At 66.9% G+C, this 12,972-nt stretch carries 13 protein-coding genes and 1 pseudogene; 6 read left to right on the top strand and 8 right to left on the bottom strand.

The genetic code is table 11. The features are described from left to right. Window positions 1-20: 20 nt before the first annotated feature. Complete coding sequence (locus AWC02_RS17095; RefSeq protein ID WP_085129893.1) at window positions 21-491, top strand: hypothetical protein; 471 nt, start codon at window positions 21-23, stop codon at window positions 489-491. A 5-nt stretch (window positions 492-496) separates the two neighbouring features. On the opposite strand, the gene AWC02_RS17100 is transcribed toward AWC02_RS17095, so the two are convergent. From AWC02_RS17100 to AWC02_RS17115, 4 genes are read right to left on the bottom strand one after another with little or no spacing between them, the layout of a single operon-like run. Then, entirely contained in the window at window positions 497-1,363 is an 867-nt protein-coding gene (locus AWC02_RS17100; protein WP_085129894.1) for an alpha/beta fold hydrolase, read from the bottom strand. A gap of 15 nt (window positions 1,364-1,378) precedes the next feature. Next, a complete protein-coding gene (locus AWC02_RS17105; protein ID WP_046315783.1) occupies window positions 1,379-1,771 on the bottom strand; it encodes a Rieske (2Fe-2S) protein in 393 nt (130 codons plus the stop codon). Next, entirely contained in the window at window positions 1,772-2,914 is a 1,143-nt protein-coding gene (locus AWC02_RS17110) for an amidohydrolase family protein (RefSeq protein WP_085129895.1), read from the bottom strand. Between the two features lie 28 nt (window positions 2,915-2,942). Then, window positions 2,943-4,031 (bottom strand): amidohydrolase family protein, encoded by a 1,089-nt coding sequence (locus AWC02_RS17115; RefSeq protein WP_085129896.1) that lies wholly within the window; start codon window positions 4,029-4,031, stop codon window positions 2,943-2,945. Between the two features lie 265 nt (window positions 4,032-4,296). Here AWC02_RS17115 and AWC02_RS17120 point away from each other — a divergent pair, with 265 nt between their 5' ends. Continuing rightward, window positions 4,297-5,319, top strand: a complete 1,023-nt coding sequence (locus AWC02_RS17120; protein ID WP_085129897.1) for an acyl-CoA dehydrogenase family protein — start codon at window positions 4,297-4,299, stop codon at window positions 5,317-5,319. After that, on the top strand, window positions 5,303-6,478 hold the full coding sequence (locus tag AWC02_RS17125; protein WP_085129898.1) for an acyl-CoA dehydrogenase family protein: 1,176 nt from the start codon (window positions 5,303-5,305) through the stop codon (window positions 6,476-6,478). Before AWC02_RS17120 ends, AWC02_RS17125 begins: the two co-directional genes overlap by 17 nt. A 39-nt stretch (window positions 6,479-6,517) precedes the next feature. Here AWC02_RS17125 and AWC02_RS17130 read toward each other — a convergent pair whose 3' ends face one another. From AWC02_RS17130 to AWC02_RS17145, 4 genes are all read right to left on the bottom strand, one after another. Further along, window positions 6,518-7,912 (bottom strand): cytochrome P450, encoded by a 1,395-nt coding sequence (locus AWC02_RS17130; RefSeq protein ID WP_085129899.1) that lies wholly within the window; start codon window positions 7,910-7,912, stop codon window positions 6,518-6,520. After that, a complete protein-coding gene (locus tag AWC02_RS17135) occupies window positions 7,909-8,103 on the bottom strand; it encodes a ferredoxin (protein WP_085129900.1) in 195 nt (64 codons plus the stop codon). Before AWC02_RS17135 ends, AWC02_RS17130 begins: the two co-directional genes overlap by 4 nt. Window positions 8,104-8,181: 78 nt before the next feature. Next, window positions 8,182-9,042 carry a mycofactocin-coupled SDR family oxidoreductase gene (locus tag AWC02_RS17140; protein ID WP_085129901.1) on the bottom strand — a complete coding sequence of 287 codons (861 nt, stop codon included), beginning with the start codon at window positions 9,040-9,042 and terminating at the stop codon, window positions 8,182-8,184. A gap of 56 nt (window positions 9,043-9,098) precedes the next feature. Further along, window positions 9,099-9,800, bottom strand: coding sequence for an SDR family NAD(P)-dependent oxidoreductase (locus tag AWC02_RS17145; RefSeq protein ID WP_085130106.1), 702 nt, complete (start codon window positions 9,798-9,800; stop codon window positions 9,099-9,101). Window positions 9,801-10,036: 236 nt separating this feature from the next. Here AWC02_RS17145 and AWC02_RS17150 point away from each other — a divergent pair, with 236 nt between their 5' ends. From AWC02_RS17150 to AWC02_RS22670, 3 genes and pseudogenes are all read left to right on the top strand, one after another. Continuing rightward, window positions 10,037-11,527, top strand: coding sequence for an aldehyde dehydrogenase family protein (locus tag AWC02_RS17150; protein ID WP_085129902.1), 1,491 nt, complete (start codon window positions 10,037-10,039; stop codon window positions 11,525-11,527). Beyond that, a complete protein-coding gene (locus tag AWC02_RS17155) occupies window positions 11,524-12,729 on the top strand; it encodes a CaiB/BaiF CoA transferase family protein (RefSeq protein WP_085129903.1) in 1,206 nt (401 codons plus the stop codon). Before AWC02_RS17150 ends, AWC02_RS17155 begins: the two co-directional genes overlap by 4 nt. 30 nt (window positions 12,730-12,759) lie before the next feature. Next, window positions 12,760-12,938 (top strand): annotated as a pseudogene (locus tag AWC02_RS22670) (thiolase family protein); the annotation flags it as partial. Window positions 12,939-12,972: the final 34 nt, after the last annotated feature.

Genomic DNA, 12,972 nt, shown 5'->3' on the forward strand with positions numbered 1-12,972 from the left:
GTTTGACTAGGCTCACGGACGTGAGAACAGCGGTGGTACGCCTCGACGTCGACCCTGCTGGGAAGCTGACACCCGAGCATGTGACGACGGGAATGGCACGACTGCGCGAGCTGGCGGCCCAGGCCGGTGCGGACGTGGTCGATGCCGATGTCGCGGCCATGCCGGCGGGCCGGCGCCACGTGCGACTGCTGATCAGCGGATCCGAGGCCGACGTCCGGGAACTGGGGATGCGACTGTGCGCCAGCGCATTCGGCACCACCCCGGAGCCCGGCGTGGTGACCTATCTGAGCAGGGGCACCGACGACGACGTGCACGGGGTACTCGCCGGACTGGGACTCGCCGGCGAGATCGTCCGGGTCCCGGGGTCCGATGGTCTCGATGTCGTGCATGTGACCCTTGCCGAACCGGATCTGCAGCGCGTCGGCGAGAGCCGCGTCCATACCGCACTGGAGGCGTCGCTGAACTGCGAGGTTCACCTTCACACCCGATGACCGCATCAACGCCCCAGGAACTCCAGGATCGCCGGGGCGGCCAGCACCCACGTGTCGAACATGTTGAAATGACTGACCTTTCCCGAAGCTCGGTCCTCGGCCGCGCGCTCCCAGGCGTCTTCGGGCCACGGCGGGTCGATCAGCTCTGATCCCTTGATCAGGCAGTTGACCTCCAGCGAGGTGCGCTTGGGGTGATCCCAGTCGTTCTCGCCGCCCCGGATGATCAGCGTGGGCACCGTGATCCGGTCGAACATCTCGTCGTCGACGCCGGGGATCGTCTGGCCCGGCTTGGAGACGAATGCGTTCAGCCAGCGCAACATCACCTTGAGGAAGGCGTCGCCGTCCAGGCCGAGCAGACGTGCTTCGTTGCCGGGGTTCTCCGCGATCCGCTCCTGCCACTCGCGGATGTCCAACAGTGCTTTCGGCCCGCCACCGCGTACGGCGAGGATGCTGGGCACCACGTAGTAGGAGCCGAGCACGAAAGTGCCGTAGATACCGCCCACGATGTTCCACAGGGCGAGCTTCGTGACCAGTTCCGGGTAGAGCATCGTGGTCAGGATCGAGTCCCGCGCCCCGCCTGACCCGCCGGCCAGGATGACCGGTCCGGTCCCCAGTGCGGTGAGCAACCCGTGCAGGGTCTCGGCGCGCATGTGCGATTCGGACTGGCCGTAGAACTGCACGTCGGAGGCACCGCAATTGGGGCGGTCCCACAACAGCACCCGGTAGCCGCCGTCGACGAGCGCTTCGGCCAGCGGGCGCAGCCCCGGGATCTCCTTGGAGAACCGGCCCCCGGGGGTCAGCACGATCAGATCACCGGTGGAACCGAGGATCTCGTAGACAACATTTCCCCCGTTGACTTCGATAGCGGCCACCGATACTCCTGTGCGTTAGGCCTGGACGAGGACGTCGTTGCCGACAACCCGCACGGGGTAGGTGCGGATGCTCCACTCCGGCTTGACCGCAGTCGTGCCGGTGGCGAGCTCGAAACCCCATTGGTGCCAGGGGCAGTAGATGTATTCCAGGTCGCGGACCATGGCGGCATCACCGGGGCTCTGTTCGTCGACGACGGTACGGCCGCGCAACCGGCCCGCGCACAGCGGCCCGCCCTGATGCGGGCAGAAGTTCGCGATCGCGTAGAACGTCCCGTTGATGTTGTACACGCCGACGCCGTGATGGCCGATCGGCACGAGCTTGTGTGTCCCAGGCGGGATCTCATCGACGGTCGCAACGACATGCTCGCGGCCCTGGGCCAACCGGGGCCGCTTTTCCTCCTGCCCCATCTAGAACACCCGCACCTGTCCCTCGAGGGCCGGGACGGTGTCGGGAAGGTGATAGGTCGCCAGGCCGTTACGGAACATCACTGCCTCCCGGGCTGCCTTGGGCAGGTGTTTGACCAGCCAACGCGGGTCGTCGAAGGTCCAATGCGGGTAGTCGGAGGAGTAGAGCAGGATCTTCTCGCACTCCATCCACTCGAAAGCCCGCGACAGTTCGGTCTTGTCCTCCGGGTAGTCCAGTGGCTGGGTGGTGAACTTGATGTGGTCTTTGACGTATTCGCTGGGTTTGCGTTTGATCTCCACCCACGATCTGCGGGCTTCGTAGATGGCGTCCATCCGCCACATCAGCGGCAGAATCCAGGTGAAGGCATGCTCGACGAGCACAATGCGCAGGTTGGGGTGCCGGTCGAAAACCCCGTCGAAAACCAGGCTCATCACCTGGTTGGCCGCCAACAGCGAGTAGGTGACCATGAAATCGTGGTTGTAGCTGGGCATTCCCACCGGCGGCATCGGCAGCTCCTCGTGATGGCTGCGCGACAGGTGACAGCTCACGGTGATGTCGTGCTTGGTGGCGGCCGCCCAGATCGGGTCGTACTTCGGGTCGCCCCACGAGGGCCGGGGTTCGGCCTTGATCAGGATCTGCGCCATGTAGGGGTGGCCCGCCCACTTCTCGATCTCGGCCACCGCGCCGGCGGGGTCCTCGATCGCCGCGCAGATCGACCCGCGCCAGCGCTGATGCCAGTTGTTCTTGGCGTCGAGCCAGTGATTGGCCTGCCAGTCGTTGAGTGCCGAGGACATCGCCTGCTGGGCTTCGGGAAATCGGGCCGGATAGGCGGCGGGCTCCAGGATCGCGAAATCCGCGCCCGCCTCCATGATGAGCTGTTTGAACGCCAACTCCGGATCGCTGCCTGGGAACTCGCCATCGGCGGGAAACGTGTCGACGCGCATGGCGAACGCGTGCGCGTAGTCGGGGGCGTCGTAGTAGATCTGCTCGCCCACCCGGCGGGGCAGAAAGTACTTGCTGCGCCACGGCTCCGGTAGGTACTGGACCAACTCGCCGCGGCGCGGCACCGGGTGAACATCCGAATCCACACACCGCACGGCGATTCGCTCGGCGGCCGGCTGGCGCTCGGTGGTTGTCGCAGTCATGGCGAACTCCCTCGGTTCCTGATGCTCTCTAGTGTGCGCCCGCGACGGCCGGAACGTCGATGCCGTAGAGCCGACTGGCATTGCGCCAGCACAGCTTGTCGCGCTGCTCGGCGCTGAACGACCGCGGAACGGTCAGTTGGTTGCGCTGCCAATGCGGATAGCTGGATCCGTACATCACCATGTCGTCTTTACCGGTGAAGCCGAACCACTCGCCGGCGAAGTCGGTGTCCCCGGGGCCGTCCATGGCGCCCTGGATGAAGAAGACGTGGCCGGGCAGGTAGTCGCTGGGGATCTTCGGCGCCCAGGGTGTCTGTTCCAGGTGCGGCCGGCCGAAGGTGTCCATCCGCCAGATGATGGGGGTGAGTAGATCCGCGGCACCGTCGGCCCACACGAACTTCAGTTCCGGCATCCGCTCGAACACGCCCTCGGCGATCATGTTCATCAGGTGGTATAGGTAGTTGCACGCCATGAAGCTCACGTACTGCTCGTAGGTCCTGGGAACGCCGGACGGCGTCGGCGAGGCGGAGATGCCCGAACCCACCTCGATGTGTGCCGCCACCGGAAGCCCGGCGTCGACGGCGGCCTCCCACAGCGGCCAGAACTGGGGCTTGCCGAACAGCTCCCGGGACTGCAACGGAACGCCGATCTGTACCACCCGCGGGTGGTCTTTCCAGCGGTCGATCTCGCGCAGGGCCCCGGCGATGTCGTCCGGGTTGACGCGGATGGTGCCCCGAAACCGGTTCCCGTGCTCGCCGTGGTCCAGCCAGCGCGACACCAGAATCTCGTTGTGCGCCGCGGCAATCGCCGATCCCAGATGCCGGTCCGGCATGACGCCGCGGGTCATCGGGTGCAGCACCGCGATGTCGACCCCGCCTTCGGCGAACAGGTGTTGGGCAACCAGGTCTGGGTCCGAACCCGGGTATTGGCGCTGCGGTCCGTCGGTTCGCGGTGCGTACTCGCCGCCCGGCGCGCCGTACCAGTCCATCTCGTAGTCGGGGAATCCGCGGCTCTTGAACGGCTCCCGCATGAAGCTGCGAAGGTCGCTGTTGGACGCCGCGAAGATGTGCACGCTGGCGTCGATGACGGGCGTGCGGGTGCCGTCCGGGTGTTCGATCATCAACGCCGCCCTTCGCCGTACTGTCCGCCGGGCACTGTGTCGCAGTCACGGTGCCGCCCGACCCCCGGTGCGACCCATTGTATAGCTGTATTCTTTTCAAGCAAGAACAAGGTTCTCATTCCGCGTTCGCCTCGCACGTCCCGGTGGCCCCGCCGCAAGCCGATTGGCCCGGTTGCGCAGCGGTGATGCGCCAGGCGGCGACGAGAGCATTACATCCGGTAGTGAGAATGTTATTCTCAACCGGCGTTCGGGAAGGTGGGCTGCGATGCTGTTGGAGTTCGACGAAGACCAGCGACTGTGGCAGGCCACGGTGCGCGACGTGGTGGGTAAGCAGTGCTCGCCCGCATTGGTGCGCAGGGTCGCCGAGGGACAGGGCGACGCCGAGGCGCTGCGCAAGGACGTCGACGCGCTCTGGAAGGTCTACGTCGACCTCGGGTTGACCGAGCTGCACCAGCCGGAAACCGCGGTGGAGCTGGCGATCGTGCTCGAAGAACTGGGCCGCGCCACCGATCCCACGCCGTTTCTGGCCACTATGACCCAGTTCGCGCCGCTGGTCGGCGAGCAGCACCAGCCGGACGGGTCCACCGGTGCCGCGGTGTACAGCGGGGTGACCGCGCATCGCAACGCCAGTGGCTGGGTGCTCGACGGCACCGCCGTGGGTGTGCTGGACGCCGACCGCGCCGACCGGTTGGCGGTGGTCACCGCGGCGGGCGTGTTCGTGGTCGACGCCGGCGCGGTCACCACCCGCAACGCGACGGTCTTCGACCCGACGTTGCACATCGGCGATGTGTCCTTCGCCGGGGTCGAGGTCGCCGACACGGCCCGGATCCGGGGCGATGTCGAGCGGGCCCGCCACGTCGCGCTGTGCGGGATGGCGCTGACGATGGTGGGCGCCTGCCAGCGCATCCTCGACCTGGCGCTGGAACACGTGCGCAGCCGGCAGCAGTTCGGGGTTCCGATCGGGTCGTTCCAGGCTGTCCAGCACAAGGCGGCGGACATGCATGTGGCGATCGAACGTGCCCGGGCGCTGGCGTATTTCGCGGCGCTGACCATCTCGGTCGACGACCCGCGCCGGCGGATGGCGGCGGCGATGGCCAAGGCCTCGGCGGGCGAATGCCAGTCGGTGGTCTTCCGGCACGGGCTTCAGCTGTTCGGGGCGATGGGATTCACCTGGGAGAACGACCTGCAGTTCGCGCTCAAGCGGGCCAAGGCCGGTGAGCTGATGCTGGGGGGCGCCGCGCAGCACCGTGCCGCGATCGCCGAGGAGTACCTTGCAGCTCGTATTTGACGCCGAGGTCGAGGAATTTCGCGCCGAGTTCGCGGCGTTTCTCGACGCCCACCTGCCGCCCGAGGCCCAGGCCCTGGAGCGGCCTCGTTCGGTCTCGCACATGCCGTCGTGGGCGCGCCGCTGGCAGCGACTGCTGTTCGACAACGGCTGGCTGTTGCCCGGTAATCCGCCGGAGTTCGGTGGTCGCAACGCCACCCTGCTGCAGCAGTTCGTACATCTGGAAGAGCTCTGCCGGCGCAGGATTTACCACAGCTTCAATCCGCAGGGCGTCAATATCATCGCCGCGTCATTGCTGACATTCGGCACCGACGAACACAAGCGACGCTGGGCAGTGCCGATTCTGCGTGCCGAGATCACCGCCTCATTGGGCATGAGTGAGCCGAGCGCCGGGTCGGATCTGGCGTCATTGCGCACCCGGGCCGACCGCGACGGTGATTCCTTTGTCGTCAACGGGCAGAAGGTCTGGACCTCTGGAGCGCACGACGCCGATGTGCTGCTGACCTTCGTCCGCACCGATCCCGACGCGCCCAAACACAAAGGCATCAGCGTGCTGGTGATCCCCACCGACACTCCGGGGGTGGTGCGGCGGCCGTTCCCCACCATCTGCGGAATCGATGACAAAGACTTCAACGAGGTCTTCTTCACCGATGTGCGTGTGCCGGCGGAGAACCTGATCGGACCGCTGCATGGCGGCTGGGGGGTGGCCAACGGCTCGCTGGGCCACGAGCGAACCATGATGTGGCTGGGTTTCGCCGACAGGCTGGACAACGTCATCGCCGACTTCCACCCCGAGGGCGCCCTCGAGCGTGACCGATTCGCCACGGCGGTCATGGATTACCAGGCGCTGCGCCTGCTCGGGTCGGCGGCGCTGGCGCGGGCTGCGCGCGGCGAGCAGGACGTGGCCGCGCTGTCGGTGCTCAAGCTGCTCGGCTCAGAGGCCGAGATGTTCGCGTCCGGCCATGCGCTGGACGCGGCGGGCGCGCAAGGCCTGGTGCACCCGGCGAATTCGGGACCCTATGCCCCCATGAACCTCGACAGCTACTTCGCCAGCTGGTTCGAGCGCCACGCGCGCAGCTTCTCCGGCACCATCGCCGGAGGCACGTCGGAGATTCACCGCAACATCATCGCCCAGCAGGGGCTGGGTCTGCCCCGCGGCTGACGCGCCAGGTCGCCCCGCCGCACACCCGGCGCGCGTGCGTCAGTCGATGACGACCGCTTCCTTGCGCTCGGTGATCGGGCGGGCGCACTCCTGCTCGTCGCAGATGCGCTGCAGCTTTTCCAGGGTCTCGTCCAAGCCCGGCCCCAGCCGTTTGCCGGGAGTGAAGGTGGCGGGCAGGTTCCGCATGCCCTGGATCACTCCGATGGTGTCGTAGTGCACGGTGCCTTCGGGGTCGCACTGGTAGTCGGGCATCCGGTCGAGCACCGCTGTCAGCATGGATTTGAAGACGGTGCGCGCTACGTTGGAGCCGATGCAGCGGTGAATCCCCAGTCCGAAGCTGAAGTGCCGGTTGCCCTTACGGTCCAGAATGACGCGATCGGGCTCCTCGAAGATCGAGGGGTCGCGGTTGGCCATCGCCCAGGACAGCCACAGGCGTTCGAACTGTTTGAACTGCTGTCCGGCCACCTCGACGTCCTCGGCGAACGTCCGTCCGTCGCCGGGCGCCGGTGTGAAGAACCGCAGGAACTCCTCGGTCGCCGAGTCGAGCAGTGCTGCGCGCTGCGTGCTGAGCCGGGTGCGCTCCTGCGGATTCTGGCCGAGCCATTCCAGGGCATGCGCGGTCAGGGCCGTGGTGGTGTCGAAGCCGCCGCCGATGATCAGGCCCAGATTGCCCAGGATCTCGATGTCGGGCGCCGGTTCACCGTCGATGCGCAGTTGCAGCATCGCGTTGACCAGGCCCGGGCGCGGGTTCTCCCGGATCTCCATCATGTTGTTGATGATGTCGATGCCCATTTCGCGGTGCTGCTCGTTGATCTTCTCGCGATCCGGCGAGTGCTCGGGGGTGTACACCGAGGCATGTGTGGGTTCGCTGTAGACGTTCCACTTCTTGAGTTCGATGCCCATCATGGCGAGGGTGAACACCGCCGGGACCACGTTGGCCAGGTGCTCGACGAAGTCGATCCGCCCCGACTCGATGTGCTCATCGACTGCGGCGCGGGTGATCTCGTCCACGAACGGCACCCAGCGCTTGATCGCGGCGGGGGACAGGTACGGGTTCAGCGCACCGCGGTAGGCGCTGTGCTCGGGCTCGTCCATCTCGAGGATGCCGCCACGCACCACCGTCGCGCGGCTGGCCTTGGGGATGGTGATGCCCTGGAAGGGGGTCTCGCCGCTGATGTCGTGATGGTTGGACACGGCGGGACAGCGGGCGAGCTCGAAGACGTGCTTGCTGTCGGCGGCCACCCAGTGCCCGTTGTAGGTCGGGCTCCACGCCATCGGGCATTTGGCGTGCATCTCCCGGGTGATCTCCTCGAAGCGGTCACGGTACTCCGGGGTGTGCCGATCGAAGTAGAACGAGTTCTTCCTGCGATCGTCGGCGGTGTCGCCGGCCGCGGTCAGGGAATCGTCGACGCTCAAGGAATTCTCCCTCGTCATTCCTCGATGAGGATGGCTTGTTCGGGGCAGGAGTGTGCGGCCTCGCGGACCGCGTCCTGCTGGTCTTCGGGAACCGTCTCCGACACCGGCGACGAAGTGCCGTCGATGTCGTTGAGTACGAAGGAATCAGGCGCGATCATCGCGCACAGCGTGTGACCCTGGCAGCGCTGCGAGTCAACGGAGACCTTCATGTTCTGTAGTCCTTTCAACCGTTATCGGTGCGTTGGGTCGTGTCCGCAGGGGCCGCCGGGGTGCAGGTCACGCGACGATCAGACGTGGTAGTCGTACCACTTGAGGTAGCCGCCGGCGTCGACCCGCAACTGCATCCCGGTGACGTAGCGGGCCTCGTCGGAGGCCAGCCACAGCACCGCGTTGGAGATGTCCTCGGGCTCGATGAACGGCACCTTCATCGCCTGCTGGACGTAGAAGACCGGCTCGGCGTCGGCGCGGGTCGGATGTTCCAGGTCGGGGCGGAAGGAGCGGTACATCGGTTCGCTCTGCAACATGTCGGTGTTGCAGTTGGTCGGGTGAATGACGTTGGCGCGGATGCCGCGTACCGCCAACTCCGTTGCCAGGTCGTGCACGTACTGCGCGATCAGGCGCTTGGAGGTCATGTAGGCCATCCCGCCCGGGTCGCCGCCCGGGTTCGCCTTCTGGTGGGCGTCCATCAAGGCGGCGGCCGAGGCGGTGGCGATGATCGAAGCGCCCTCGGCCAGGTGGGGCAGTGCGACTTGAATGCCGTTGATGGTGCCGACCAGGTTGGTGTTGATGACGTCGGTCCAGGCCTGCAGGGGCGGGTTGCCCTTCATGCCGGCGACGCCGGCCTGGGCGACGACGATGTCGAGCTTGCCGAACTCGGCGAGGCCGGCATCGAGCGCGGTCTTGAGCGCCGCCGCGTCGCGCACGTCGGCCTGGGCGGTGACGATGCTGCGCCCGGTCTTCTCCACCAGCTTGGCGGTCTCCTCGAGATCCTCGGGCCGCGCCATCGGGTAGCCGATTGTCTCGATGTCCTGGCACAGGTCGACCGCGATGATGTCGGCGCCTTCCTCGGCCAGGCGCAGCGCGTGGCTGCGGCCCTGGCCGCGGGCTGCGCCCGTGATGAAGGCGACCTTTCCGGCAACGCGTCCCACAGCTGTTCCTTTCGTTACGCTGGATCCGCCGTGATGTGGCGGAACTTGTTGGAAGTTCAGGTGTTCCGGCCGCCGTTGACGCCCAGGATCTGTCCGGTGATGTAGCCGGCCTCCTCCGACGCCAGGAACGCGCAGGCCGCGGCGATGTCCTCGGGCTTGCCCATGCGCCGCACCGGGGTGCGGGCGATGTTGTCGTCGATGTCGCCGAGAAACCCGCGGCTCGCGGCTTGGCGCAGCATGGGTGTGTCGATGAAGCCCGGTGGCACGGCATTGACGGTGATTCCGGCCGGGCCGTACTCCAGCGCCAGGGTCTTGGTGAGCCCGTTGACGGCGGACTTGGCGGCCACGTAGTGCGCCATATAGGGCGTGCCGGAATGGGTGCTGGAGGAGGAGATGTTGACGATCCGTCCCCAGCCGGCGTCGATCATGTCGGGCAGTACCGCCTGAACGGTGTGGAAGACACCGTTGAGATTGACGTCGATGACGCGCTGCCAGTCCTCGAAGCTGATGTGGCTGAACTTCTTGAAGCCGTCCAGGCCGGCGGCGTTGACCAGGATGGTGACCGGGCCGAGCTGCTCGCGGATCTGCGTGAGTGCGGCATCGATCTGGGCGCGATCGGTCACGTCGGCGGCGAAGGCCGACTCCAGGTCGTTCGGATGGAGGTCGATGATCGCCACCCGGTGGCCGGCGGCGCGCAAGCGGTCCACGACCGCCGCACCGATGCCCGAGGCGCCTCCGGTCACGACAGCAGTCCTCACGAGGCCCGTCTCGGTCACAAAGAATCTCCTTTCCGAGCGTTGAGAATCGTACTCTCGCACAACTGCTTCTGGCAAGGCGCATGCAGACCGCTTCTCAGCAGCGAAAAGGCAGTAACCGCTTGCGCTCTCGACGGAACGATCTCAGTCCCAAGGCTCTTCGCGCTCCCTTGAGTTCTCGTATAGGCGATGTATGATTCGCCGCAGATGAGAATCTAGTTACCCGCCGGGAGGCTTGGATGCATTCGCTGGGCACAGCCGAGACCGCCGCCGACGAGCGAGTCGACCGGCGACTGCTGATCAACGGCGAGCTGGTGGGCGCCGACACCACCTACCCATCGCTCAACCCGGCCACCGGAGAAGTGCTCGGCCACGCGCCGGAGGCCGGTGTCGAGCACGCGAGGGCAGCCGTCGCGGCAGCGCGCGAGGCCTTCGACGCAGGCGCCTGGGCCACCGACACCGAGCTGCGCGTGCGCTGCCTGGATCAGCTGCACCGGGCGCTCGTCGAGCACCGCGACGAACTCGCCGCGCTCACCATTGCCGAGGTCGGCGCCACCCCGGCGCTGACCCAGGGTGCGCAGCTCGACCAGCCGATCGCGATCGTCCGCTACTACGCCGATCTGCTCAAGACCTATCCGCTGACCGAAGATCTCGGCAACGTGGAGAGCCGGGGAATGCTGCACCACCGGTGGGTGGAGAAGGAAGCCGCGGGTGTCGTCGCCGCGATCATCGCCTACAACTACCCCAACCAGCTGGCCCTGGCCAAGCTGGGCCCCGCGCTGGCAGCCGGCTGCACCGTGGTCCTCAAGGCCGCGCCGGACACCCCGCTGGTGACGCTGGCGCTCGGTGAGCTGATCGCCAACCACACCGATATCCCGGCCGGGGTGGTCAACGTGATCAGCTCGTCGGACCCGGCGGTCGGAGCGGCCCTGACCACCGACCCAGACGTCGACATGGTCACCTTCACCGGCTCCACCCCGACCGGGCGGGCCATCATGGCCGCCGCCAGCGGAACCCTCAAGCGGGTCTTCCTGGAACTCGGCGGCAAGTCCGCGGCGATCATCCTCGACGACGCCGACTTCGCCATGGCCGCGGTCTTCGCGGCGTTCTCGATGGTCACCCACGCCGGTCAGGGTTGTGCCCTGACGTCGCGGCTGTTGGTGCCCAACAGTCATCACGACGAGATCGTCGAACTGGTCAAGACGAACTTCTCGCACGTGCGTTACGGCGACCCGACCGACCCCACGACCTACATGGGCCCGCTGATCAGCGCCAGGCAGCGCGACAAGGTCGACGCCATGGTGCAGCGCGCGGTCGCCGCCGGCGCCACGCTGGTGACCGGCGGGGAGAAGGTCGACCCCGGCTTCTTCTACACCCCGACGCTTCTGACCGGCGTCGATCCCGACAGTGAGATCGCCCAGGAGGAGGTCTTCGGGCCGGTCCTGACGGTGATCGGCTACGACGACGACGACGATGCGGTCCGGATCGCCAACAACTCGATTTACGGCCTGTCCGGGGCGGTGTTCGGCAGCCAGGACCGGGCGCTGGCGGTGGCGCGCCGGATCCGCACCGGCACGTTCTCGATCAACGGCGGCAACTACTTCAGCCCGGACGCCCCCTTCGGGGGCTACAAGCAATCCGGCATCGGGCGCGAGATGGGAGTCTCCGGGCTCGAGGAATTCCTGGAGAGCAAGACCCTTGCCATGCCCGTCGCCGGGGCCCCGGCATGAGGCCGCTCGAGGGTGTTCGTGTTCTGGAAGTCGCCATGTACGGGTTCGTCCCCTCCGCCGGTGCGGTGCTCGCCGAGTGGGGGGCAGAGGTCATCAAGGTCGAGCATGCGGTGACCGGCGACCCGCAGCGGGGCCTGCGCCAGACCGGGATGCTGCGGGTGGAAGGCGATCCGAATCCCAATATCGAGCACGCCAACCGCGGCAAGCGCAGCATCGGCCTGGACGTTTCGACGCCCGAGGGTCGCGAGGTACTGCTCGAACTGGCGAAGCGCGCCGATGTCTTCCTCACCAGTTTCCTGCCCGGGCACCGCCAGAAGTTCGGCATGGATGTCGACGACATCCGGGCGGTCAACCCCACGATCGTCTACGCCCGGGGCAGTGCGCTGGGCCCGCGTGGCGTCGAGGCGGACAAGGGCGGCTATGACATGACCGCGTTCTGGTGTCGCGCCGGCACCGCCGCCACGATCACACCGCCGGGTATCGAGGGAATGATCGGCCCGCCCGGACCGGCCTACGGCGATACCGTCTCGGGTACCAACCTGGCCGGCGGCATTGCCGCGGCTCTGTTCAAGCGCGAGCGCACCGGCGAGCCGTCGGTGGTGGACGTGTCACTGCTGGGCAGCGGCCTGTGGGCCATGGGGCATACCGTCGCCTTGACCAGTCATCTGGGCGAACGCCTGGTGCAACAGCCGCCGGGTGTGCATGGTTCGCCGATCAACCCGCTGGTGGGTGTTTACGCGACCGCCGACGAACGCTACATCTCGTTCGTCATGATGCAGCCCACCAAATTCTGGGCCGACGTGTGCGAGCACATGGACCTCGAGGCCTACATCGACGATCCGCGGTTTTCCACCGCGCAGTCGTTTGCCGAGCACACCCCGGCCGCCGTGGAGATCCTGCGCGAGGCGATGGCCAAGCGCACGCTGCCCGAATGGAGTGCGCGGTTTGCCACCCTGGCCGGCCCGTGGGCTCCGGTGCAGGACACCCTGCAGGCGGCGCAGGACACGCAGATCCGAGCCAACGAATACCTGGTCACTGCCGGGGAATTGGAGTTGGTGGCCAATCCGGTGCAGTTCGATGTGACCGCCCCGTCGACGGGCCCGGCGCCGGGATTCGCCGAGCAGACCGACGAGATCCTGGCGGAGCTCGGTCTGGACTGGGACCGGATCATCGAACTCAAGACCGTCGGTGCGGTCACCTAGGCCAGTAGGAGCTCTTCGATGCCGTGTTGCCTGAATTCGCAAGGCCACCCGCCGGGTGCCGTGCGTGTGGCACAGTGCGTAGAACTCTTCGAGCTTGCGATCGGGACCGCGGGAGACCCGGTTGGTGCCCGGATCGGATTGGCGCACACCATCGGGGACCGACCGCGGTGTGGGCGGTAACCGTTGTGGAAGGGGGCGGTGGTGCGTAGCGGTGCCCGTGCGGGAGCTCGCCATGCCGTCTGC

Origin of the sequence: Mycolicibacter engbaekii (assembly GCF_002101585.1) — a bacterium.
GTDB classification, from domain to species: domain Bacteria; phylum Actinomycetota; class Actinomycetes; order Mycobacteriales; family Mycobacteriaceae; genus Mycobacterium; species Mycobacterium engbaekii.

What these genes read in the sequence shown, in the direction of transcription:
- AWC02_RS17105 (WP_046315783.1), bottom strand. Translation starts at nt 1,771, where the DNA reads ATGGGGCAGGAGGAAAAGCGGCCCCGGTTGGCCCAGGGCCGCGAGCAT.
- AWC02_RS17130 (WP_085129899.1), bottom strand. Translation starts at nt 7,912, where the DNA reads ATGACGAGGGAGAATTCCTTGAGCGTCGACGATTCCCTGACCGCGGCC.
- AWC02_RS17150 (WP_085129902.1), top strand. Translation starts at nt 10,037, where the DNA reads ATGCATTCGCTGGGCACAGCCGAGACCGCCGCCGACGAGCGAGTCGAC.
- AWC02_RS17155 (WP_085129903.1), top strand. Translation starts at nt 11,524, where the DNA reads ATGAGGCCGCTCGAGGGTGTTCGTGTTCTGGAAGTCGCCATGTACGGG.
- AWC02_RS17120 (WP_085129897.1), top strand. Translation starts at nt 4,297, where the DNA reads ATGCTGTTGGAGTTCGACGAAGACCAGCGACTGTGGCAGGCCACGGTG.
- AWC02_RS17135 (WP_085129900.1), bottom strand. Translation starts at nt 8,103, where the DNA reads ATGAAGGTCTCCGTTGACTCGCAGCGCTGCCAGGGTCACACGCTGTGC.
- AWC02_RS17110 (WP_085129895.1), bottom strand. Translation starts at nt 2,914, where the DNA reads ATGACTGCGACAACCACCGAGCGCCAGCCGGCCGCCGAGCGAATCGCC.
- AWC02_RS17115 (WP_085129896.1), bottom strand. Translation starts at nt 4,031, where the DNA reads ATGATCGAACACCCGGACGGCACCCGCACGCCCGTCATCGACGCCAGC.